General features: G+C 53.6%; 20 protein-coding genes. 11 read left to right on the forward strand and 9 right to left on the reverse strand.

Translation table 11 applies throughout. The features are described from left to right. Positions 1–79 precede the first annotated feature (79 nt). Genes yidC through rpmH form a run of 4 tightly spaced genes read right to left on the reverse strand, consistent with a single transcriptional unit; the run spans position 80 to position 2466 of the window. Positions 80–1726 (reverse strand): membrane protein insertase YidC, encoded by a 1647-nt coding sequence (yidC, locus tag ACLJPQ_RS21275; protein WP_000378278.1) that lies wholly within the window; start codon positions 1724–1726, stop codon positions 80–82. A gap of 2 nt (positions 1727–1728) precedes the next feature. Then, positions 1729–1986: a membrane protein insertion efficiency factor YidD gene (gene yidD, locus ACLJPQ_RS21280; RefSeq protein WP_001307474.1), complete on the reverse strand. Its 258-nt coding sequence runs from the start codon at positions 1984–1986 to the stop codon at positions 1729–1731. After that, positions 1950–2309, reverse strand: coding sequence for a ribonuclease P protein component (rnpA, locus tag ACLJPQ_RS21285; protein WP_000239725.1), 360 nt, complete (start codon positions 2307–2309; stop codon positions 1950–1952). Before rnpA ends, yidD begins: the two co-directional genes overlap by 37 nt. Positions 2310–2325: 16 nt before the next feature. Then, a complete protein-coding gene (rpmH, locus tag ACLJPQ_RS21290) occupies positions 2326–2466 on the reverse strand; it encodes a 50S ribosomal protein L34 (protein WP_000831330.1) in 141 nt (46 codons plus the stop codon). 660 nt (positions 2467–3126) lie between these two features. On the opposite strand from rpmH, the gene dnaA reads away from it, so the two are divergent. The 4 genes from dnaA (at position 3127) to gyrB (ending at position 9296) form a co-directional block, all read left to right on the forward strand. Next, complete coding sequence (gene dnaA / locus ACLJPQ_RS21295) at positions 3127–4527, forward strand: chromosomal replication initiator protein DnaA (RefSeq protein WP_000059093.1); 1401 nt, start codon at positions 3127–3129, stop codon at positions 4525–4527. A gap of 4 nt (positions 4528–4531) precedes the next feature. Continuing rightward, positions 4532–5632 carry a DNA polymerase III subunit beta gene (gene dnaN, locus ACLJPQ_RS21300; protein WP_000673474.1) on the forward strand — a complete coding sequence of 367 codons (1101 nt, stop codon included), beginning with the start codon at positions 4532–4534 and terminating at the stop codon, positions 5630–5632. Between the two features lie 147 nt (positions 5633–5779). Further along, positions 5780–6853 carry a DNA replication/repair protein RecF gene (gene recF / locus ACLJPQ_RS21305; protein ID WP_000060081.1) on the forward strand — a complete coding sequence of 358 codons (1074 nt, stop codon included), beginning with the start codon at positions 5780–5782 and terminating at the stop codon, positions 6851–6853. Between the two features lie 28 nt (positions 6854–6881). Further along, positions 6882–9296, forward strand: coding sequence for a DNA topoisomerase (ATP-hydrolyzing) subunit B (gyrB, locus tag ACLJPQ_RS21310; protein WP_000072047.1), 2415 nt, complete (start codon positions 6882–6884; stop codon positions 9294–9296). A gap of 18 nt (positions 9297–9314) precedes the next feature. Here gyrB and ACLJPQ_RS21315 read toward each other — a convergent pair whose 3' ends face one another. The 3 genes from ACLJPQ_RS21315 to ACLJPQ_RS21325 all read right to left on the reverse strand — a co-directional run bounded on the left by ACLJPQ_RS21315 (position 9315) and on the right by ACLJPQ_RS21325 (position 12795). Then, positions 9315–10211: a LysR family transcriptional regulator gene (locus ACLJPQ_RS21315; protein WP_001054589.1), complete on the reverse strand. Its 897-nt coding sequence runs from the start codon at positions 10209–10211 to the stop codon at positions 9315–9317. A 114-nt stretch (positions 10212–10325) separates the two neighbouring features. Further along, positions 10326–11519 carry a mandelate racemase/muconate lactonizing enzyme family protein gene (locus ACLJPQ_RS21320; protein WP_000975829.1) on the reverse strand — a complete coding sequence of 398 codons (1194 nt, stop codon included), beginning with the start codon at positions 11517–11519 and terminating at the stop codon, positions 10326–10328. Between the two features lie 13 nt (positions 11520–11532). Next, on the reverse strand, positions 11533–12795 hold the full coding sequence (locus tag ACLJPQ_RS21325) for an MFS transporter (protein ID WP_000061249.1): 1263 nt from the start codon (positions 12793–12795) through the stop codon (positions 11533–11535). 304 nt (positions 12796–13099) lie between these two features. Between ACLJPQ_RS21325 and yidA the strand changes: the two genes are divergently transcribed. The 6 genes from yidA to ACLJPQ_RS21355 all read left to right on the forward strand — a co-directional run bounded on the left by yidA (position 13100) and on the right by ACLJPQ_RS21355 (position 18939). Further along, complete coding sequence (gene yidA / locus ACLJPQ_RS21330) at positions 13100–13945, forward strand: sugar-phosphatase (RefSeq protein WP_080184676.1); 846 nt, start codon at positions 13100–13102, stop codon at positions 13943–13945. 261 nt (positions 13946–14206) lie between these two features. Next, on the forward strand, positions 14207–14896 hold the full coding sequence (gene dgoR, locus ACLJPQ_RS21335) for a D-galactonate utilization transcriptional regulator DgoR (RefSeq protein ID WP_000174317.1): 690 nt from the start codon (positions 14207–14209) through the stop codon (positions 14894–14896). After that, on the forward strand, positions 14893–15771 hold the full coding sequence (locus ACLJPQ_RS21340) for a 2-dehydro-3-deoxygalactonokinase (RefSeq protein WP_080184675.1): 879 nt from the start codon (positions 14893–14895) through the stop codon (positions 15769–15771). Before dgoR ends, ACLJPQ_RS21340 begins: the two co-directional genes overlap by 4 nt. Next, on the forward strand, positions 15755–16372 hold the full coding sequence (locus ACLJPQ_RS21345; RefSeq protein WP_001198744.1) for a 2-dehydro-3-deoxy-6-phosphogalactonate aldolase: 618 nt from the start codon (positions 15755–15757) through the stop codon (positions 16370–16372). The genes ACLJPQ_RS21340 and ACLJPQ_RS21345 overlap by 17 nt, the downstream gene beginning before the upstream one ends. Beyond that, on the forward strand, positions 16369–17517 hold the full coding sequence (gene dgoD, locus ACLJPQ_RS21350; RefSeq protein ID WP_080184674.1) for a galactonate dehydratase: 1149 nt from the start codon (positions 16369–16371) through the stop codon (positions 17515–17517). The genes ACLJPQ_RS21345 and dgoD overlap by 4 nt, the downstream gene beginning before the upstream one ends. A gap of 84 nt (positions 17518–17601) precedes the next feature. Next, positions 17602–18939, forward strand: coding sequence for an MFS transporter (locus tag ACLJPQ_RS21355; protein WP_000253524.1), 1338 nt, complete (start codon positions 17602–17604; stop codon positions 18937–18939). Between the two features lie 25 nt (positions 18940–18964). Here the strand turns inward: ACLJPQ_RS21355 and torS are convergent, their stop codons facing one another. Continuing rightward, entirely contained in the window at positions 18965–21700 is a 2736-nt protein-coding gene (gene torS / locus ACLJPQ_RS21360; RefSeq protein WP_080184673.1) for a TMAO reductase system sensor histidine kinase/response regulator TorS, read from the reverse strand. A 79-nt stretch (positions 21701–21779) separates the two neighbouring features. Here torS and torT point away from each other — a divergent pair, with 79 nt between their 5' ends. Next, complete coding sequence (torT, locus tag ACLJPQ_RS21365) at positions 21780–22820, forward strand: TMAO reductase system periplasmic protein TorT (RefSeq protein WP_080184672.1); 1041 nt, start codon at positions 21780–21782, stop codon at positions 22818–22820. Here the strand turns inward: torT and torR are convergent. Next, positions 22793–23485 carry a two-component system response regulator TorR gene (gene torR, locus ACLJPQ_RS21370; protein ID WP_001562512.1) on the reverse strand — a complete coding sequence of 231 codons (693 nt, stop codon included), beginning with the start codon at positions 23483–23485 and terminating at the stop codon, positions 22793–22795. The genes torT and torR overlap by 28 nt on opposite strands. Between the last annotated feature and the right edge of the window lie 128 nt (positions 23486–23613).

Consider the following 23613-nt stretch of genomic DNA (forward strand, 5'->3'; position numbering starts at 1 on the left):
CCTGATAAGCGTTAGCGCCATCAGGCTGACCGGCGCGCTTTGCCGGATGGCGGCTTCGCCTTATCCGGCCTACACCGAATCAGGATTTTTTCTTCTCGCGGCTATGCAGGCCACGCTTCTCCAGACCACGGTAAATCAGCTGCTGCTGAATGATGGTGACCAGGTTGCTGACGATATAGTACAGCACCAGACCTGACGGGAACCACAGGAAGAACACCGTAAAGATGACCGGCATAAAGGTCATGATCTTCTGCTGCATCGGGTCGGTCACGGTGGTCGGCGACATCTTCTGAATGAAGAACATCGTTACGCCCATCAGGATCGGCAGAATGTAGTACGGGTCCTGTGCGGACAGGTCATGAATCCACAGCGCGAACGGCGCATGACGCAGTTCAATGGAACCCATCAGCATGTAGTACAACGCCAGGAAGATAGGCATCTGGATGATCAGCGGGAAGCAGCCGCCCAGCGGGTTAACCTTCTCCGCTTTGTACAGGGCCATCATCTCCTGGCTTTGGCGCTGTTTATCATCGCCAAGACGCTCGCGCATCGCCTGAATTTTCGGCTGCAGCATACGCATCTTCGCCATTGACGTGTACTGCGCTTTGGTCAGCGGGTACATGATACCGCGAACGATAAAGGTAATGATGATAATGGAGAAGCCCCAGTTGCCCACAAAGCTGTGGATCCACTTCAGCAACTTGAACAGCGGCTGAGAGATGAACCACAACCAACCGTAGTCCACGGTCAAATCCAGGTGCGGTGCAACAGCCGCCATTTTATCCTGAATTTCCGGGCCGACCCACAGGGTGCTGGTCATCGCGCCAGTCTGGCCTGGCTGTACCAGTACCGGCTGCGCTTTATAGCCGATAGCGACAATGCCGTTACCCAGATTGGCGGTGTAGAAATTGTTGGTGCCGTCGTTACGCGGAATCCATGCGGTAGCGAAATACTGCTGCAACATTGCCACCCAACCGCCTTTGGAGCTGACGTTGAGGTTTTCGTTATCGGCAATGGTGTCGAATTTGTATTTCTCATACTTCTCATCCGGCGTGGAGTACGCTGCGCCGCGGAACGTATGCAACGCAAAGTTGCTGCTGCCGGTGTCGCGATGAGGAGGCAGGTTGACGGATTGTTTTAACTGACCAAAGGTGGAGACTTCCAGCGGTTTTTCGCCGGTGTTCTGCACGCTATAGTTCACGTTAACCGCATAATCGCCACGCTTAAAGACAAACGTTTTGGTAAACGTGTTGCCTGCGGCGTCAGTATAAGTCATCGGAACCTGCAGTTCGTTCTGACCGTCGGCCAGTACAAACGCATCTTTCTCGACGTTGTACAGCGGACGCGGGCCGTTCGCCGGGTTATCCGGGCCGTCGCGGCCTGTCAGGCCGCTTTGCGCCTGATAGATAAACTGCGGGGTGGTTTCCAGCAGCTGGAACGGTTCGTTGGAACCCAGTTCTTTCGGGTAAGCCGGGAGCAAGGCCTGCTCGACATCACCACCACGGGTGTTGATAGTCAAATCAAGCACATCGGTTTTCACCGTAATCATTTTCCCCTGGCCACTGGCTGGTACGCCCTGGTCGGCGGCGCTACCCGCTGCGGTGGTCGTTGTCTGCGTGGTCTGTTGAGTCTGAGGTTGCGGATTTTTATCCTGCTCCCAGGCTTGCCAGATCATGAAAGACACGAACAGCAAAGCGATGACTAAAAGATTGCGTTGCGAATCCATCGTTAGTGTTCTCTGGTATCAAATGGTCCGGGCGGGACGGGATCGTCACCACCAGGGTGTAAAGGGTGGCATTTTAATACGCGTTTCACCGTCAACCAACTGCCTTTTATCACTCCAAACCTGCGCAATGCCTCAATTCCGTAGCTTGAGCACGTTGGCGTGAAACGACAATGCGGCCCAAGCAGCGGACTGATCAGGCGTTGATAGACCCGAATAAGGGCTATCAGGACCCGCGAGCCAGGCGACAGTGGCGGCGCCATAATTTTTCCAACGCTTCCGAGAGAGCACGGTTATCGAGGTCGGCAACCCCTTTTTTCGCCACCACCACGAAATCCATTGCAGGAAGTTCATGCTGGCGCAGACGGAAGCTTTCACGCGTCAGACGTTTAATCCGGTTGCGTTCATGCGCACGTCGAACATTTTTCTTGGCGACGGTAAGACCGATACGGGGATGCCCCAGCGAATTCAGGCGGCCGAGGATGGTGATTTGCGGCGTGCCAGCCCGTTGAGGTTGCTGGAAGACGAATGTGAAATGAGCGGGAGTTAACAAACGTAACTCCCTGGGAAATGCGAGCTTAACCACTCAGGGGTTAGCTTTATTACTTGGAAACGGTCAGACGAGCGCGGCCTTTAGCACGACGACGTGCCAGAACCTGACGACCATTTTTAGTAGCCATACGAGCACGGAAGCCGTGAGAACGGTTGCGCTTCAGTACAGACGGTTGAAAAGTGCGTTTCATGGCGATTTCTACCTAAACTTGAATAAATTCACTGACTTTTGCGTATACCCGAACAAACTTTGAACGACTTACGCCACAGTGTGGGTGATTAAAGAGGCCGGATTGTAATAATTGTACACTCCGGAGTCAATTCTCTTTCCTTATTTTCCCGCGATTTTCCACGCCTTTTTGTGCGGAAAATAAGCAGCGTTGACGCCATATGACGGGCATTGCGCGACGGGTGGAGAATTATACGGACTGCCAGGTAAAGCGCAAGGATCGCCCTGGATCTTTATGCGATCTTTTAGGCGTCTGCTCACCTTTACCTATTAATTTTTTCAATATGCGCGCGAAAGCGTACAGGAGTTCCCCAGGATCGATTACACTTATCCTTTCCTGGAAAGTCCTGTGGATAAATAGGGAAGAATCTGTGAGAAACAGAAGATCTCTTGCTCAGTTTAGGCTATGATCCGCGGTCCTGATCGTTTCAAACGATCCTGGTCAGGCATGAACACGAAATCTTTCAGACTGCGTGAAGTCGCGATCGTTTGAAAGATCCGTGAAAACCGCAGACAGCGGTTCGTGCGTCACCCTTCATGCAGGGTCTTATCGACGTGCGCCAACAATCATTAATGTATCAGCCTTTGTCATTTATCGACTTTTGTTCGAGTGGAGTCCGCCGTGTCACTTTCGCTTTGGCAGCAGTGTCTTGCCCGATTGCAGGATGAGTTACCAGCCACAGAATTCAGTATGTGGATACGCCCGTTGCAGGCGGAACTGAGCGATAACACGCTGGCTTTGTATGCGCCAAACCGTTTTGTGCTCGATTGGGTAAGAGATAAGTACCTCAACAATATCAATGGATTACTCAACACATTCTGCGGCGCGGATGCCCCACAACTGCGTTTTGAAGTGGGAACAAAGCCCGTTACGCAAACGCTAAAAACGCCTGTGCATAACGTTGTCGCGCCTGCGCAGACAACAACGGCGCAGCCGCAGCGCGTAGCGCCTGCGGCCCGTTCGGGCTGGGATAACGTACCAGCGCCGGCGGAGCCGACCTACCGCTCCAACGTCAATGTTAAACATACATTTGATAACTTCGTCGAAGGTAAATCCAACCAACTGGCGCGCGCGGCGGCACGTCAGGTGGCGGATAATCCTGGCGGCGCCTATAACCCGTTATTCCTCTATGGCGGCACCGGTCTGGGTAAAACTCACCTGCTGCACGCGGTGGGTAACGGAATTATGGCGCGCAAACCCAACGCGAAAGTCGTGTATATGCACTCCGAGCGCTTTGTGCAGGACATGGTAAAAGCCCTGCAAAATAACGCCATCGAAGAGTTTAAACGCTACTACCGCTCCGTTGACGCATTGCTGATCGACGATATTCAATTCTTCGCCAATAAAGAACGATCCCAGGAAGAGTTTTTCCACACCTTTAACGCTCTGCTGGAAGGCAATCAGCAGATCATTTTGACGTCGGATCGCTATCCGAAAGAGATCAACGGCGTTGAGGATCGTCTCAAGTCCCGCTTTGGTTGGGGGCTGACAGTGGCGATCGAACCGCCAGAACTGGAAACCCGCGTGGCGATCCTGATGAAAAAAGCGGACGAAAATGATATTCGTCTGCCAGGCGAGGTCGCGTTCTTTATCGCCAAGCGTCTACGCTCTAACGTACGTGAACTGGAAGGCGCGCTGAACCGGGTGATCGCCAATGCCAACTTTACCGGCCGGGCGATTACTATCGACTTTGTGCGCGAAGCGCTGCGCGATTTACTGGCGTTGCAGGAAAAACTGGTCACCATCGACAATATTCAGAAGACGGTGGCCGAGTATTACAAAATCAAAATTGCGGATCTGCTTTCTAAGCGTCGATCTCGCTCGGTAGCACGTCCGCGCCAGATGGCTATGGCGCTGGCAAAAGAGCTCACCAACCACAGTCTGCCGGAAATCGGCGATGCGTTTGGCGGGCGCGACCACACTACCGTACTTCATGCCTGTCGTAAAATTGAGCAACTGCGTGAAGAAAGCCACGATATCAAAGAAGATTTTTCGAATTTAATCAGAACATTGTCGTCGTGATCCTATGAAATTTACCGTTGAACGTGAACATTTATTAAAACCGCTTCAGCAGGTCAGCGGCCCGCTGGGCGGTCGTCCTACGCTGCCGATTCTCGGTAACCTGCTTCTCCAGGTAGCGGACGGTACGCTTTCTCTGACCGGCACCGATCTTGAAATGGAGATGGTCGCGCGCGTTACGCTTTCTCAGCCGCATGAGCCAGGCGCCACTACCGTGCCGGCGCGGAAATTCTTTGATATCTGCCGCGGCCTGCCGGAGGGCGCGGAGATTGCCGTTCAGTTGGAAGGCGATCGGATGCTGGTGCGTTCTGGCCGTAGCCGCTTCTCGCTGTCTACGCTGCCTGCCGCCGATTTCCCGAATCTTGACGACTGGCAAAGCGAAGTTGAATTTACGCTGCCGCAGGCCACGATGAAGCGCCTGATTGAAGCGACCCAGTTTTCGATGGCTCATCAGGATGTGCGCTACTACTTAAACGGTATGCTGTTTGAAACGGAAGGTAGCGAACTGCGCACTGTCGCGACCGACGGCCACCGCCTGGCGGTGTGCTCAATGCCGCTGGAAGCGTCTTTACCCAGCCACTCGGTGATTGTGCCGCGTAAAGGCGTGATTGAACTGATGCGTATGCTCGACGGCGGCGAAAACCCGCTGCGCGTGCAGATTGGCAGTAATAATATCCGCGCGCACGTCGGCGACTTTATCTTTACCTCGAAGCTGGTGGATGGTCGCTTCCCGGATTACCGTCGCGTTCTGCCGAAGAATCCGGATAAGCATCTGGAAGCGGGCTGCGATATCCTCAAGCAGGCGTTTGCCCGCGCGGCAATCCTCTCGAATGAGAAATTCCGCGGCGTGCGTCTGTACGTCAGTGAGAATCAGCTCAAAATCACCGCCAATAACCCGGAGCAGGAAGAAGCGGAAGAGATTCTGGACGTGAGCTACGGCGGGACGGAGATGGAAATCGGCTTTAACGTTAGCTATGTGCTGGACGTGCTCAATGCGCTGAAGTGCGAAACCGTGCGCATTATGCTGACGGATTCCGTATCCAGCGTACAGATTGAGGATGCGGCGTCACAGAGTGCTGCCTACGTTGTTATGCCAATGAGGCTGTAGAATCTGAAAAGGGGCTGGTTTACTTGCCATTTCGCCTCCCGGCAGTGCTCGAAATGCTCACGTACTTCGTGTACGCTCCGCTTTCTGCGCGCTGGCGGTAGACGAACTGGCTGCGACACACACGCCCCTGGACGAATGTACTAATATATGTCACTGACGCGCCTTTTAATCAAAGACTTCCGCAACATAGAAAATGCGGATCTCGCTTTATCCCCCGGCTTTAACTTCCTGGTTGGCGCCAACGGCAGCGGCAAAACCAGCGTGCTGGAAGCTATCTATACGCTTGGCCATGGTCGGGCGTTTCGCAGTTTGCAGCCTGGCCGCGTGATTCGTCATGAGCAGGAAGCGTTTGTTCTTCACGGGCGATTACAGGGCGAAGAGCGTGAGACGTCGATTGGCTTAACCAAAGATAAGCAGGGCGACAGCAAGGTCCGTATCGACGGTACCGACGGTCACAAGATCGCGGAGCTGGCGCATTTAATGCCGATGCAGTTGATTACGCCGGAGGGGTTTACTTTACTCAACGGCGGCCCCAAATACAGAAGAGCGTTCCTTGACTGGGGATGCTTTCACAACGAAGCCGGATTCTTCACCGCCTGGAGCAACCTGAAACGATTGCTGAAACAGCGTAATGCCGCGCTGCGCCAGGTGAGTCGTTATGAGCAATTGCGCCCGTGGGATAAAGAGCTGATTCCGCTGGCGGAACAAATTAGTACCTGGCGGGCGGAGTACAGTAGCGCTATCGCACAGGACATGGCGGATACCTGTCAGCAGTTTTTACCTGAATTTTCCCTGACGTTCTCTTTCCAGCGCGGCTGGGAGAAAGAGACAGACTATGCGGACGTGCTGGAGCGAAGCTTTGAGCGTGACCGTATGTTGACCTACACCGCGCACGGGCCGCATAAAGCGGACTTTCGCATTCGCGCCGACGGCGCGCCGGTGGAAGATACCCTGTCGCGCGGGCAGCTAAAGTTATTGATGTGCGCCTTACGTCTGGCGCAGGGCGAGTTCCTCACCCGCGAAAGCGGGCGGCGCTGCCTGTACCTGATAGATGATTTTGCCTCTGAACTTGACGATGCGCGTCGCGGACTGCTGGCCAGCCGCTTAAAAGCCACGCAATCGCAGGTCTTTGTCAGCGCAATTAGCGCTGAACACGTTATAGACATGTCGGATGAAAATTCGAAGATGTTTACCGTGGAAAAGGGTAAAATAACGGATTAACCCAAGATTAAATGAGCGAGAAACGTTGATGTCGAATTCTTATGACTCCTCCAGTATCAAAGTCCTGAAAGGGCTGGATGCGGTGCGTAAGCGCCCGGGTATGTATATCGGCGACACGGATGACGGCACCGGTCTGCACCACATGGTATTCGAGGTGGTAGATAACGCTATCGACGAAGCGCTCGCGGGTCACTGTAAAGATATCGTCGTGACTATTCACGCCGATAACTCCGTGTCCGTAACGGATGATGGCCGTGGCATTCCGACCGGTATTCACCCGGAAGAAGGCGTCTCGGCGGCGGAAGTGATCATGACCGTTCTGCACGCGGGCGGTAAATTTGACGATAACTCCTATAAAGTCTCCGGCGGTCTGCACGGAGTGGGCGTCTCGGTAGTCAACGCTCTGTCGCAAAAACTGGAACTGGTTATCCAGCGAGATGGCAAAATTCACCGTCAGATCTACGAGCACGGCGTGCCGCAGGCACCCCTGGCCGTCACTGGCGATACCGATAAAACCGGCACGATGGTACGTTTCTGGCCGAGCCACGAAACCTTCACCAACGTCACTGAATTTGAATATGAGATCCTGGCGAAACGCCTGCGTGAACTGTCATTCCTGAACTCAGGCGTCTCCATCCGCCTGCGCGACAAGCGCGATGGCAAAGAAGATCATTTCCACTACGAAGGCGGCATCAAGGCGTTTGTTGAATATCTCAACAAGAATAAAACGCCGATCCACCCGAATATCTTCTATTTCTCCACCGAAAAAGACGGTATCGGTGTGGAAGTAGCGCTGCAGTGGAACGATGGTTTCCAGGAAAACATCTACTGCTTTACCAACAACATTCCGCAGCGCGACGGCGGTACCCACCTGGCAGGCTTCCGTGCGGCGATGACCCGTACGCTGAACGCCTATATGGACAAAGAAGGTTACAGCAAAAAAGCTAAAGTCAGCGCCACCGGCGATGATGCCCGTGAAGGTCTGATTGCGGTGGTTTCCGTAAAAGTACCGGACCCGAAATTCTCCTCACAGACCAAAGATAAGCTGGTCTCTTCCGAGGTGAAATCGGCGGTAGAACAGCAGATGAACGAACTGCTGAGCGAATACCTGCTGGAAAACCCATCTGACGCGAAAATCGTCGTCGGCAAAATTATCGACGCCGCGCGTGCGCGTGAAGCGGCGCGTCGCGCCCGTGAAATGACCCGTCGTAAAGGCGCGCTGGATTTAGCCGGTCTGCCGGGCAAACTGGCGGACTGCCAGGAACGCGACCCGGCGCTGTCCGAACTGTACCTGGTGGAAGGGGACTCCGCGGGCGGCTCTGCGAAGCAGGGGCGTAACCGTAAAAACCAGGCGATTCTGCCGCTGAAAGGTAAAATCCTCAACGTCGAGAAAGCGCGCTTCGACAAGATGCTCTCCTCTCAGGAAGTGGCGACGCTGATTACCGCGCTGGGCTGCGGTATCGGTCGCGACGAGTACAACCCGGACAAGCTGCGTTATCACAGCATCATCATCATGACCGATGCGGACGTCGACGGCTCGCACATCCGTACGCTGCTGTTGACCTTCTTCTATCGTCAGATGCCGGAAATCGTTGAACGCGGCCACGTCTACATTGCCCAGCCGCCGCTGTACAAAGTCAAGAAAGGCAAGCAGGAACAGTACATTAAAGACGACGAAGCGATGGATCAGTACCAGATTTCCATCGCGCTTGACGGTGCGACTCTGCACGCGAACGCTCATGCGCCGGCGCTATCCGGCGAAGCGTTAGAAAAACTGGTCTCTGAATATAACGCCACGCAGAAAATGATTGGTCGTATGGAGCGTCGCTTCCCGAAAGCGCTGCTCAAAGAGCTGGTGTATCAGCCAACTCTGACCGAAGCCGATCTTTCTGATGAGCAGACTGTAACGCGCTGGGTGAATGCGCTGATTACCGAGTTGAACGAGAAAGAGCAGCACGGCAGCCAGTGGAAGTTCGATGTTCATACTAATACGGAACAGAATCTGTTCGAGCCTATCGTTCGCGTGCGTACGCATGGTGTGGATACCGATTATCCGTTGGATCACGAGTTTGTGACCGGCGCGGAATATCGTCGTATCTGCACGCTGGGCGAGAAGCTGCGCGGTCTGATTGAAGAGGACGCGTTTATCGAACGCGGCGAGCGTCGCCAGCCGGTAACCAGCTTCGAGCAGGCGCTGGAGTGGCTGGTGAAAGAATCACGTCGCGGTCTGGCTATCCAGCGTTATAAAGGTCTGGGTGAAATGAACCCGGATCAGCTGTGGGAAACCACCATGGACCCGGAAAGCCGCCGTATGCTGCGTGTGACCGTCAAAGATGCGATTGCTGCCGACCAGCTGTTCACTACGCTGATGGGTGATGCCGTTGAGCCGCGTCGTGCCTTTATCGAAGAGAACGCCCTGAAAGCAGCGAATATCGATATTTAACCTGCCTTAATCCCCGGCCTACCGCTGGTTGGCCGGGGCATCATGATGTTCATCGACATAGCTGAATAAAAAATCTCTAAAGCGCTGAGTGGCGGGCGTTTGTGCGCGCCACGCATGGAAATAAAGGTTCATATTGCGCCGCAGCGGAGGCGTGAGCGAACAGGTCGCTAATTGGTAGCTTTTGGCGTAATGGCGGGAAAAGGTTCCGGCGATCACCACGCCTTCACACTGCGCCGCCAGCGACATGGCGGTCGCCATATGTTCCACCGTCATTTTGGGCTTAATGCGCACGCCAGCGGTTGCGGAGATCATCGGAATGGATTCGTTGCCAACGGCGATCAGCTCTTCGCTTTGAATCTCTTCCCAGCGAACCGTTTTTTTATGCAGCCGATAGTCCGGATGGCAGTACAGGGCGATTTCCGTTGTGAACAGCGTTTGTTTGTCGATTTCCGGTTCCAGCGGCCGCTCCGGGCCGATACCAAAATCGGCTTCTCCCAACATAATGCTTTTTTGTAATTGCGACATGGGCTTATCAATAAGCTGTACGTGGGTATGCGGATGCTGCCGCTTAAAGGCATGGATGATTTGCGGCAGAAAAGCACAGGCGATCAGCGGCGCGCCAACAACCCGCACCAGGGATTTTTTGATCTCTTTCAGGTCGCGGGCATAATTTTCGGCCCGTTGAAACTCTTCAACAACCCGCATGGCGGCGGGTAAAAACTTTTCGCCGTCGGGCGATAGCTTCACCACGCGCGAAGTGCGGTCGAAAAGGGAAACCTCCATCTGGCTTTCCATTTCGTTGATTAAACCGCTAACAGCTCCCTGCGTGATGCACAGATATTTGCTGGCGGCGGTAAAACTACGCAAATCCGCGACGGCCAGAAACGCGCGAAATTGCCGGATAGTTAAATTCATTTGCCACCTGTGTTACCCCTTTACTGAGAGGATTTTATCTCAGGCTGGATAAGGTCGCGTTGATACGACTCGCAAATACAGGGTGTCTGCCTGCGGCGCAGGCAGACAGTTGGCTTATTTTACGGTGATGGTTGGTGATTTTTTCATGGTTTCTTCGGTCAGTTCCTGGCCGATGCCGGGAAGCTCCGGGACTTCGTACATGCCGTTCTTCGGCAGGTAGTTGTATTTACAGGTCTGTGTATTCGGCTCCAGCAGCGCATACCGGTGCAGTTCGTGGATGACGAAGTTAGGGATTGCGGTTTCCATATGCAGCGCCACTGCTGTGGAAATCGGCCCGCCGCAAACGTGGATTTGCACCGTTTTGTCATAAACATGCGCCATATCGCAGATTTTCTTCACTTCGGTGATGCCGCCGCAGGTACAAATATCGGGCTGGATCACGCTCAGGCTGCCGTTTTCCAGGAAAGGACGGTATCCCCAGCGCCAGTAAATGCGTTCGCCAGCCGCCAGTGGAATATTGACCTTATCGGCAACCTGCTTCATCTGTGCGGGATTTAACGGCATGACCGGCTCTTCGTAGTAGAAGATGCCCAGTTCTTCGATCATGCGGCCAAACTGAATCGCCGAGGTGGTGTCGGTAAAGGCATGCATTTCGGCGATGATATCCACGTCCGGGCCAACTGCATCGCGAATGGCGGCCATACGGTCGTAGCCCAGACGCAGGATTTTATCGGTGAGCGGCCCGTTGAGGTTTTGCTGGTTCCAGTTGCCGTGGCGATCCATTGCGACGGTATCCACTTTTATCGCGTCATAGCCTTCGCTGACGGCGGTCAGCGCCGCCTGTGCATACTGCTCCGGCTCGGTCAGCATATCTTTATCGCTGCCGTCCCCCCAACCAAACTGTAGCTGACTGGCGTAGGTTCTTATTTTCTCGCGACTTTTGCCGCCAAGCATTTTATACAGCGGCACGCCCCACGCTTTGCCTTTGATATCCCACAGCGCGATATCGATGCCGCTCATCGCCGCGGAAAAAATGCCGCCGCCGCCCTGCCCCCAGAAGGTTTTTTTGAGCATTTTTTCCCAGATAGCTTCGTTATTCATCGGGTCCATGCCGATGATAATGGCGGCTAAATCTTTTGCCATGCCGATGCCCGCAGAGGCGCCGACGCCGTAAGCCAGCCCCACTTCGCCAAAACCGGAAATGCCCTCGTCGGTATTAATTTTTACCACCACCGGACGCCATTTGCTGGTGGCGGACGCAAAATCATTAGCAACATCAATAATATCAATGCTGGTAATTTTCATCATTTACTCCTTGTGATTAATATTTTTTAATCGTTAAAACGAATGCAGATACCACGGCGATAGCGCTGATGAAAACCAGACATAATAAGCCGCCGGTATAGGTTCCTGTAATAGAGATAAATAAACCGATAAATACTGGTGATAATGAAGAGAGTCCGTTGGCGACGCCGTTCATTACGCCGCTGGCGGCGGAAATAGATTTTCCGGACACCATCCCTTGTAATAATGTCCACGCAACAGGCGTACCCATCGAGCAAAAAGCGACGGCGAAGGAGAGTAGTACCGCTGACATATATTTGTGTTCGGTTATGGTGCCGAAATAGATACTGATACCGGCGAAAAACATTAACACCATTAATATGGGGGCGCTGCGTCCTATTTTATCGACGAAGACGCCCGCGGCGGCTTTGGAAAATATCGACAAGACAAACGGCAGCGACGCCAGCCAGCCCATTTCCGCCCAGCTAAATCCTCTGGCTGATTTAAGATAGGTTGGTAGCCAGGTAATCATCCCCCAGTACAGGCATTGCAGACACAGGTACCACAGCACCAGCAACCAGTAGCAATAGTTGGTAATCACCGGTTTTACCCGCAACATAAAACTTTCGCTGCTGCTTGCGCTTTCCGTTTCCTGCCCGGCTTTGATATAAGCCAGTTCCTGCTCGCTGATACTTTTATGTTGTTCTGGTTTATCAGCAACATATCGCCAAAGTAGCCAGAGTGGGATTAACCCGAGAGCGGCGCATAAGAAAAAGTTGGAACGCCAGCCGTGGGTGCCTATCCACCAGGTGAAAAAAGGCATCGCAATGGCGGGCGCGACCGACTGGCCGACGATCCACGCTGCGTTTGCCCGGCCACGCTCCTGCTTCGGAAACCAGTTTTTAATAAATACGCTTTGCAGCGGATAATAAAAACCCTCTCCGATACCCAGTAATATGCGGCAAATAATAATTAATGCAAACGATGTCGCAACTCCGCCAATAATTAAGGCGATGGTCCAGATTAGGATACAAAGCATCATCGCTTTTCTGGGGCCGAGATAATCACCAAGCGGTGATAATACAACGTTAGCGATACCATAAGCGGCCAGAAAGACGGTCATCATCATGCCGATTTGCAATGGCATACCTTCAATACCCATATAGGCTAAGAAGGGTTCATTCGCGGCTAATACCGAAACATTAACGCGATCGAGATAAGCAATAAATATTCCAATAAACAGACAGGCAACGATTAAAAATCTTTTCCTGGTTGGGGGGGCGGTAAGGGCCATCGACATTAGCGATCTCCTTCTCATCGGATAAGGTTATTTTAAAATATAAGTTTTTGTTGATTTTTACTGATTAAGAACCAATCCCATTAGGCTCTAAGTGATGATGTCCAAAGTAGCAATACACATTCTTTTAGAAAAACGGTATTTTCTGTTTGATTAATGAGGTTATCTAATACATCAGGAGGGAGAATACGGCCTGAAAAGGGGAATCCCGTTTGTGAATCTTATCCCCCTTTCTCTCGGATTCTTTACTGTTTTTTGAGCGGAATCGCGTTAGCATGAGTCAGGACTCATTTAATGCGGGGATTTCATGGCTATCAAACTTATTGCTATCGACATGGATGGCACCCTTCTGCTGCCCGATCACACCATTTCTCCGGCGGTTAAAAACGCGATTGCCACTGCGCGTGAAAAAGGGGTAAATGTGGTGCTGACCACAGGCCGTCCGTATGCGGGTGTGCACAGTTACCTGAAAGAACTTCACATGGAACAGCCCGGCGATTATTGCATCACCTATAACGGGGCGCTGGTGCAGAAAGCAGGGGACGGCAGTACGGTTGCGCAAACGGCGCTCAGCTATGATGACTACCGTTACCTGGAAAAACTGTCCCGTGAGGTGGGTTCTCACTTCCACGCATTAGACCGAAATACGCTTTATACCGCTAACCGCAATATCAGCTACTACACGGTGCATGAGTCGTATGTGGCGACCATTCCGTTGGTATTTTGTGAAGCGGAGAAGATGGATCCGAACACCCAGTTCCTGAAAGTTATGATGATCGATGAGCCTGCCGTTCTCGACCGGGCGATTGCGCGTATACCGGCAGAGGTGAAGGAAAAGTACACCGTGCTGAAAAGTGCGCCGTACTTCCTTGAAATCCTCGATAAACGGGTTAATAAAGGCACTGGCGTAAAATCACTGGCCGAGGCGCTGGGTATTAAGTCAGAGGAGGTGATGGCGATTGGCGATCAGGAAAACGACATTGCGATGATCGAATACGCCGGTATGGGCGTGGCAATGGACAACGCCATTCCGTCGGTCAAAGAGGTGGCTAACTTTGTGACTAAATCGAACCTTGAAGATGGTGTTGCCTGGGCGATTGAAAAATTTGTGCTGAACCCCGATCACTCATCCGGCCATTTTCCCGCCCGATAAGGCATAGTCGCCATCGGGCAAATACGCGCTTAACGACCCGCACTTGCTGCGGGTTTTTTTATATCTTTTCGTTTACGTCTTATAACGTCCCCATAACCAATTGTCGTTTTTGTGATCTAAATTGTAGTACAACATAGTTGTGTTGTACTACATTGATGGCATGGTAACGACGGTTGATATCACGCTAGTACTACAAAATTGCGGCGTAATTCAGCTATCGCGGTAAAGTAAGAGAGTTCACATCGAGCACAAGGACTCTCTATGACTCTCAATAAAACCGATCGCATCGTTATCACGCTGGGCAAACAGATTGTCAGCGGTAAATACGTACCCGGTTCGGCGCTGCCAGCGGAAGCGGATCTGTGCGAGGAGTTTGAAACGTCTCGCAACATCATTCGCGAAGTGTTTCGTTCGCTTATGGCGAAGCGGCTAATTGAAATGAAGCGCTATCGCGGCGCGTTTATCGCACCGCGTAACCAGTGGAATTATCTCGATACCGACGTGCTGCAATGGGTGCTGGAAAACGACTACGACCCGAGGCTTATCAGCGCGATGAGCGAAATACGAAACCTGGTGGAGCCAGCAATAGCACGCTGGGCGGCGGAACGGGCAACATCAAGCGATCTGGCTGAAATTGAGTCGGCGCTAAACGACATGATTGCCAACAACCAGGACCGGGAAGCGTTTAACGAGGCGGATATTCGCTATCACGAAGCAGTGTTGCAGTCGGTGCATAACCCGGTGCTGCAACAGTTAAATGTAGCGATCAGCTCGCTACAGCGAGCGGTATTTGAACGGACCTGGATGGGCGATGCGGCCAACATGCCGAAAACGCTCCAGGAACATAAGGCGCTATTCGATGCGATACGGCATCAGGATGGCGATGCGGCAGAGCAGGCGGCATTAACCATGATCGCCAGCTCGACACGAAGGTTAAAGGAAATCACATGACAGCTCGCTACATCGCAATTGACTGGGGATCGACCAATCTGCGCGCCTGGCTTTACCAGGGCGACAAATGCCTGGAGAGCAGGCAATCAGAAGCAGGCATTACACGCCTGAACGGTAAATCTCCTGACGCGGTGTTAGCAGAAGTCACAACACACTGGCGCGACAGCGCCACCCCCGTGGTAATGGCGGGCATGATCGGCAGTAACGTAGGCTGGCAAAATGCGCCTTATCTGCCGGTTCCCGCCCTGTTCTCCGCTATTGGCGAACAGTTAACCGCCGTTGGCGACAACATCTGGATCATCCCCGGATTGTGTGTCTCACGCGAGGATAACCACAACGTGATGCGCGGCGAAGAGACGCAACTGCTTGGCGCCCGCGAACTTTCTCCTTCTTCTGTCTATGTCATGCCCGGCACGCATTGCAAATGGGTACAGACTGATACGAAACAAATTCATGATTTTCGTACTGTGATGACAGGCGAACTCCATCACTTGTTGCTGCGTCACTCGCTGGTCGGGGCTGGTTTGCCGGAACAGGAAGCTTCTGGCGACGCCTATGCCGCGGGGCTGGAGCGCGGTCTTAATTCTCCTGCCGTCCTGCCTTCTCTTTTTGAGGTTCGCGCCTCACACGTGTTGGGGCATCTTGCGCGTGAGCAGGTCAGCGACTTCCTCTCCGGCCTGTTGATTGGCGCGGAAGTCGCCAGCATGAGCGAATCCTTCGCGGCGCAACAGGCTATCACTCTCGTCGCTGGACCCGCGCTGATCTTACGTTACCAACAGGCGTTTCGTGCTATTGGGCGTGATGTTTCAACCGTGGATGGCGATATGGCATTTCAGGCTGGAATAAGGAGCATCGCTCATGCAGTGGCAAACTAATCTCCCTCTCATCGCTATCTTACGCGGTATTACGCCCGATGATGCCCTGGCGCACGTTGGCGCGGTGGTGGATGCGGGATTTGACGCTATAGAAATTCCGCTTAACTCCCCACAGTGGGAAAAAAGCATTTCTTCCGTGGTGAAGGCGTATGGCGGCAGGGCGCTTATTGGCGCTGGTACCGTACTGAAACCGGAACAGGTAGACCAGCTTGCCGGGATGGGCTGCAAGCTGGTCGTCACGCCAAATATCCAACCGGAGGTGATCCGCCGGGCAGTGAGCTATGGCATGACCGTGTGTCCGGGCTGCGCCACGGCAACAGAAGCCTTTGCTGCGCTGGATGCAGGCGCACAGGCGTTAAAAATTTTCCCATCATCGGCGTTTGGTCCGGGCTACATCAGCGCGCTGAAAGCGGTACTTCCGCCGGATGTTCCGCTATTTGCCGTCGGCGGCGTGACGCCGGAAAACCTGGCGCAATGGATTAAAGCCGGCTGTGTGGGCGCGGGACTGGGTAGCGATCTCTATCGCGCCGGGCAATCCGTTGAACGCACCGCGCAGCAGGCTGCGGCATTTGTTAATGCGTATCGAGAGGCAGTGAAATGAAAATAACTCACATCACCACGTACCGTTTACCTCCACGTTGGATGTTCCTGAAAATCGAAACGGATGAAGGCGTGGTTGGCTGGGGAGAGCCGGTCATTGAAGGTCGGGCACGTACTGTTGAGGCGGCAGTACATGAGTTTGCCGACTACCTGATAGGGAAAGATCCGGCGCGTATCAACGACCTGTGGCAGGTAATGTACCGGGCCGGTTTTTATCGCGGCGGCCCGATTATGATGAGCGCCATCGCCGGTATTGACCAGGCATTGTGGGATATCAAAGGCAAGGTGTTGAATGCGCCGGTCTGGCAGCTCATGGGCGGCCTGGTGCGCGACAAAATCAAGGCCTATAGCTGGGTGGGCGGCGATCGTCCGGCAGACGTCATTGACGGTATTGAAAAATTGCGCGGTATTGGTTTTGACACCTTCAAGCTGAACGGCTGTGAAGAGATGGGCGTGATTGATAACTCCCGTGCGGTGGATGCGGCGGTCAATACCGTGGCGCAAATCCGCGAAGCTTTCGGCAGTGAAATTGAGTTTGGGCTCGATTTCCACGGTCGCGTTAGCGCGCCGATGGCGAAGGTGCTGATTAAAGAACTGGAACCCTATCGTCCGCTGTTTATTGAAGAGCCGGTGCTGGCGGAACAGGCGGAATATTATCCGCGCCTGGCAGCGCAAACGCATATTCCGATTGCCGCAGGCGAACGTATGTTCTCGCGTTTTGAATTTAAACGCGTGCTGGACGCGGGCGGGTTGGCGATTCTACAGCCGGATTTATCCCACTCGGGCGGCATTACCGAATGCTATAAAATCGCCGGAATGGCGGAAGCATATGATGTGGCGCTGGCGCCGCATTGCCCGCTGGGTCCAATCGCCCTGGCTGCCTGCCTGCATATCGATTTTGTTTCGCGCAACGCGGTATTCCAGGAGCAGAGCATGGGCATTCACTATAACAAGGGCGCGGAGCTGCTCGACTTTGTGAAAAACAAAGAAGACTTCAGCATGGACGGCGGCTTCTTTAAACCCTTAACCAAACCGGGTCTTGGCGTAGACATTGACGAGGCCAGGGTGATTGAACTTAGCAAAAGCGCGCCGGACTGGCGTAATCCGTTGTGGCGGCACGCTGACGGATCGGTAGCCGAGTGGTGATCGCCACGCTGTAGGCTCAACAAACGTCGCCCTCCGGGCAACCCAATTTAAATATAAAAACACACCCTCTGTAATTTACAGGGCATGGTGAGCGGCCTCGCTATGCCCAGAATCTGGAGACAGATGACGATGGATATTTCAGTTACAGCAGCACAGCCGGGGCGTCGTCGCTATCTGACGCTGGTGATGATCTTTATTACCGTGGTGATTTGCTACGTCGATCGCGCCAACCTTGCCGTGGCTTCCATGCATATTCAAAAAGAATTCGGCATTACCAAAGCGGAAATGGGCTATGTCTTCTCCGCTTTTGCCTGGCTCTATACGTTATGCCAGATCCCTGGCGGCTGGTTTCTCGACCGTATTGGGTCCCGGCTGACCTATTTTATCGCCATCTTCGGCTGGTCAGTCGCGACGCTATTGCAGGGGTTTGCGACGGGACTATTGTCGCTTATTGGCCTGCGCGCTATTACCGGGATTTTCGAGGCACCAGCCTTTCCGGCAAATAACCGGATGGTCACTAGCTGGTTTCCGGAGCATGAGCGCGCATCCGCAGTCGGGTTCTACACCTCCGGACAGTTCGTCGGACTGGCATTCCTTACGCCGCTGCTGATCTGGATTCAGGAAATGCTGAGCTGGCACTGGGTCTTTATCGTCACCGGCGGTATCGGGATTATCTGGTCATTGGTCTGGTTTAAGGTTTATCAACCGCCGCGTTTGACGAAAAGCCTTAGCCAGGCGGAGCTGGAGTATATTCGCGATGGCGGCGGTCTGGTGGATGGCGATGCGCCAGCGAAAAAAGAGGCCCGCCAGCCGTTGACGAAAGCCGACTGGAAACTGGTGTTCCATCGTAAGCTGGTGGGCGTCTACCTCGGTCAGTTCGCCGTAAACTCTACGCTATGGTTCTTTCTGACCTGGTTCCCTAATTATCTGACCCAGGAAAAAGGCATTACCGCGCTAAAAGCGGGCTTTATGACGACCGTACCGTTCCTGGCTGCCTTTTTTGGCGTACTGCTCTCCGGCTGGCTGGCGGATAAACTGGTGAAAAAAGGCTTCTCGCTGGGCGTGGCGCGCAAAACGCCGATTATTTGCGGTTTGCTCATCTCCACGTGCATTATGGGCGCTAACTACACTAACGATCCGTTGTGGATTATGGCATTGATGGCGATAGCTTTCTTCGGCAATGGATTTGCGTCCATTACCTGGTCGTTAATCTCTTCCCTTGCGCCGATGCGGTTGATTGGCCTTACCGGCGGTATGTTTAACTTTATCGGTGGGTTGGGCGGGATTAGCGTACCGTTAGTGATTGGTTATCTGGCGCAAAGCTACGGTTTTGCTCCGGCGCTGGTCTATATCTCCGTTGTGGCCCTGCTGGGTGCGCTGTCTTACATCCTGTTAGTGGGCGATGTGAAACGCGTCGGATAAGTTGGCCGTGGCGAGCCGGAGGCTATTATGGCGAAGGATGACCGGCTATCCATGCGTCGAGCGCCGTCACTCCCTGCGTCACGATAGTTTTAATATCTATATCGCTAAGCGGTTGCAATTCCAGCTCCCGACAGGCTTCGGTTGCCTGCGTCATCCCCAGGCTGGCGCAGCCGCTTTTTAATTTATGCGCCAGCCGCTTAATGTTAACGTCGTCATTCATGGCGCGCGCCGCCTCGATCTCCTCGACTAAAGGCAGCGCGCTGTCTTTGAATAACGCGACCCATTGCCGGAGTTTTTCCGGGCCGACAGACGCCATATCGCCGGCAAGCTGATGTTCATTCAGCATCGCCCGCGCGTTGTGAGATTTGCCCTGTAAATAGTGCGCTATCATGCGGTAAAGCTCCTCGCGGGGAACGGGCTTTTGAATAATCCCGCAGAAAAGACCGGCGGTACGCTGACGAAGATTATCGTCTATCACATGCGCGCTAAAACCAATGCGTTTCATGGCGGGATACTGACTCATCAACTGCTGCGCCAGGGTTAAGCCGTCATAATCCGGTAAATCAAAATCCACCAGCGCCACATCAAAGGACTCGCCTTCGGCTAAACAGCGTAGCGCGTCATTCGCGCTTTCAGCTACTGAGACCTTCACCCCTTTACCCGTGAGCATTTCAGCGGTAATACGCTGCGTCAGCATATTATCTTCAATCAGCAACAGGCGTAGTCCGTTAAGATTTATCGGTTCTCTGAACGCATTTTTGCTTGCGGGTTTGGGGTGGCGAACCGGCAGTTGTAAACGAAAACAACTGCCAACATGAAGCGTACTGGTGACGGTTAGCGTCCCGCCCATCGCTTCTGCCAGGCTGGCGCTGATAGCCAGCCCCAGGCCCGTCCCGCCCCGGCGTCCTGTCGCCTGCACAAACGGTTTGAAAATAGCCGTCAGCTTCGCTTCAGGGATACCGCACCCGGTATCTTCAACCTCAATAAACCAGCTCTGATCGTCGCAAAACGTGCGTAGCACTATGCTGCCGCGATCGGTAAATTTCGCCGCATTACTTAAAAGATTAATCACAATTTGACGTATCCGGCGCGGATCGCCTTGTAGCGTGGAGGGGAGTTGCTCGCTAAAGTCGGCGATGAGCGCCACCTGCACGCGGCTGTGCATTAAATGCAGCGCGCTATTCAACAATTGTCGCGGTTCAAACGGTTCCTCGCTAATAGAAACGTTGGTACCGCCTACTTCAATCGCCGAGTAATCAAGAATATCGTTAAGAATCGCCAGTAGCGATTCGCCTGAATCATTAATGGCCTGTAAGTCGTCGCGGTAGTTTGCCATGAGCGGTTTATCGGCCAGCAATTGTACCGTACCGAGAATGCCGTAAAGCGGCGTGCGAATTTCATGGCTCATGGCGGCAAGGAACGTCGATTTCGCCTCGTTGGCCTTTTCCGCTTCGGCGCGCGCCTGCCGGTGTTCCAGCACCAGCGCATGAAGCTCCGCCGTTTGCGATTGCACCTGTTCCGCCAAATCCTCACGATGGCGGTTTAATTTGCGCACGTTGGCGCGAAACGCTTCCATCAGACGGCTGATGGTATCCAGTTCGCTGACGCCAGCCGCCTCCGGAAACGGTGAGTCAATATCGCCCTCCAGTAGCCGCTGTAAGGCCTGCGTTTGTTGCGCCAGCGGGCGGGATACAGAACGGTAAACCACTCGCCAAAGAATAAAACTTAATGAGCACAGCGCCAGAATGCCTAAGATCACTAACCCTATTTGCCCACGCTGACTGGCGTGTGTAAGACGCGCTAACCCAGCCTCGTTTCGTTTTTCGATGGCGTTCACCAACTGCGACACTTCCGTACTGAAGCGGGTAAACTGAAAGAGGTTATTGGCCATAAGCGTTTGAAGCTGGTCGCGGATGGCGTTTTCCTTACGAAACAGGGTAACCAGTGTGGTGTACTGGTTTATTTTCTCCAGCGCGTCGGCGATTTGGGCGCGAACGGTAGGATCTTCTATACGCTGCTGGCGGCGGGATAAAATTTTAACCAACTGATTAAGTTTTTCATCGGTGTCCTCGGCATCGCTCAGCCCTTGCGCGTCTTTTAAGGTCACAATGAGTTGCTTAAACCGCAGGGCATTGACCCGCAACTCATTCATCTGATTCACATACTCAAGGTCGATATCAATCAGCCGGTCAAGCGCGCGTTCAGCCTGATCCCCTTTACCGCTTTCGATAAGATCGTAAATACCGGCCTGGGTGGCGCCCGCAGATGTTGCGGCATTATTGGCCTGGCCGTGAGCCTGGGCGGCAATGCTTTCCGCCGCCTCCGCAATCTGGTGGCTTAACTGCTGTTGCTGTGCGCGCAGCGTGAGAATTTCACCGACCAGCGTTCCCTGTTGCCCAAGCGTTTGCGCAATCTCTTTTTCTTGCCGGGCGATGGCCGAGGTATTAAATCCCTGCTCGCTTAATGCCTGCAAAAGATGGTTAATTTTAAGGCTTTGCGCTTTCAGCATCTTCCCCTGCGCCAGCCAAACGCCCTCACTGTCGGCATTGGTCAGATTTTGCGCGGAAAAGAGCTCGTAAGCGCTGGCTTCGCTTAACTGCCTGGCCATATTCATCGTGGGGAGCAGCGCTTGCGTATTGGTTTGCTCCACCTGACTAATGACGCGCAGGCTTATCCAGCCGATCACGGTGCTGAGCAGGGTGAGTGCCGCCATCAGGGCGAAGGCCAGCCATAATCTGCGGGTCAGTGAAGGCGTTGACATTTATGCGCCGCGGGTGAAATGGGTTGAGTTGCCGCCGAAAAAACCATTAGGATAAAACCTTGTTGCTGGTGGGGCTATCATGCGCGCGCTTATTTCGTTCTTTTTTTTGATAATCATCGTCTTGAATGTAGAAACGGCGTCAGCCGAAACCGGACTGCTACACTGGACGCGCGCCGATCGGGCGATTCCCTGGCGGCAAACGTCAGTCAATGCGAGTAAACCCTGGAAACTGTGCGCATTATACCCCAGCCTGAAAGATTCTTACTGGTTGTCCGTCAACTACGGGATGCAAAAAGCGGCCAAATTGTATGGCGTTGATTTAAAAGTGCTGGAAGCGAATGGCTATCGGCAACTGGCGACGCAACAACAGCAAATGATGCAGTGCCGGGAGTGGGGTGCCGACGCTATTCTGCTTGGCAGCAGTACCGATCGTTTCCCGGAGCTGGAACGGTATGCCGGTAATGTGCCGGTTATTGAACTGGTGAACATGATTCACGATGCCAGCGTCGCAACCCGCGTCGGTCTGCCGTGGTTTCAGATGGGGTATCTGCCGGGACGTTTCCTGGTGCAGTGGAGCAAAGGAAAAGCGCTTAACGTTTTACTCTTCCCGGGGCCGGAAGAAGCCGGCGGCAGTCAGGAGATGGTGGCGGGTTTTCGTCAGGCAATTAAAGGCAGCGCCATCAACATTGTGGATATCGCCTGGGGCGATAACGACATTGAAGTGCAGCGAAACTTACTCCAGGAAATGCTGGAGCGTCATCCGGACGCCAATGTGGTCGCCGGATCGGCGATAGCGGCGGAGGCGGCGATGGGCGAAGGGCGAAATTTGACGACTCCGCTCACGATCGTCTCATTTTATCTGACGCATCAGGTTTATCGCGGTTTAAAACGCGGCCATATCCTGATGGCGCTCAGCGATCAGATGGCCTGGCAGGGAGAATTAGCGATAACGCAGTCGATTAAGGTCTTACAGGGGCAGCCGGTGCCTGAAAATATCAGCCCGCCGGTACTTATTTTGACGCATAACAACGCCGACAGCGCGCGCGTTCGCCGTTCGCTATCGCCTCCGGGATTTCGGCCCGTCTATCTGTATCAATACACCTCCGAGGCTAAAAAGTAGCCTTCGCCATGCTGTGTGACCAGCAGTTCCGGCGTAATTTTATGGCGTAAGCGGCGAACCAGGACATCAATCGTGCGGAGATCCGGGGTCTCTACGCGGCGGGCGGAAAGCATTCGCAGCAGGCGTTCGCGATGCAGCACTTTGCCTGGGTTGGTCACAAAGGCCAGCAGTAGCTCGTACTCCGCGCGCGTAAGCTTAATGGCTTCACCGTTGTGCTCCAGCGTGTGATTCATCACGTTCAGGCAGTAACCGGAAAACATATAGCAGTTTTCACTGGCATTTTGCGGCGTGGGGCGGGCCAGATCGATGCGCCACAAAAGATTTTTTACCCGCACTACCAGCTCGCGCAGTTCCAGCGGCTTGGTGACGTAGTCGTCCGCGCCCATCTCCAGCCCGACGATGCGGTCGATTTGGTCGCAACGCCCCGTCACCAGAATAATGCCCACCGTGGAACGTTCGCGTAGCGCCCTGGTCAGCATCAACCCGTTTTCATCGGGGAGGTTGATATCCAGCAGGATCAGCGAAACGTGCTCATGCTCCATGATGTCACGCAGGCCCGCGCCGCTGTCGGTCACCGAAACGCGATACCCCTCCTGCTCAAAATAGGCCTGTAATCTGGCCTGAGTAACAGGTTCATCCTCAACAATAACAATGTGATGTGACATCCTGCGCGCGGTCTCTTTCTGTTCATATCTGTTCATATATTGCCGTATCCCGTTCATCCTGACCAGTGACGCTGTTCATATTTGCGGAATAAGATCTGCGCATTAAACCATATAATTACAGGGGCTAT

Source organism: Salmonella sp. SAL04213 (assembly GCF_046550535.1).
Taxonomy (GTDB): Bacteria; Pseudomonadota; Gammaproteobacteria; order Enterobacterales; family Enterobacteriaceae; genus Salmonella; species Salmonella enterica.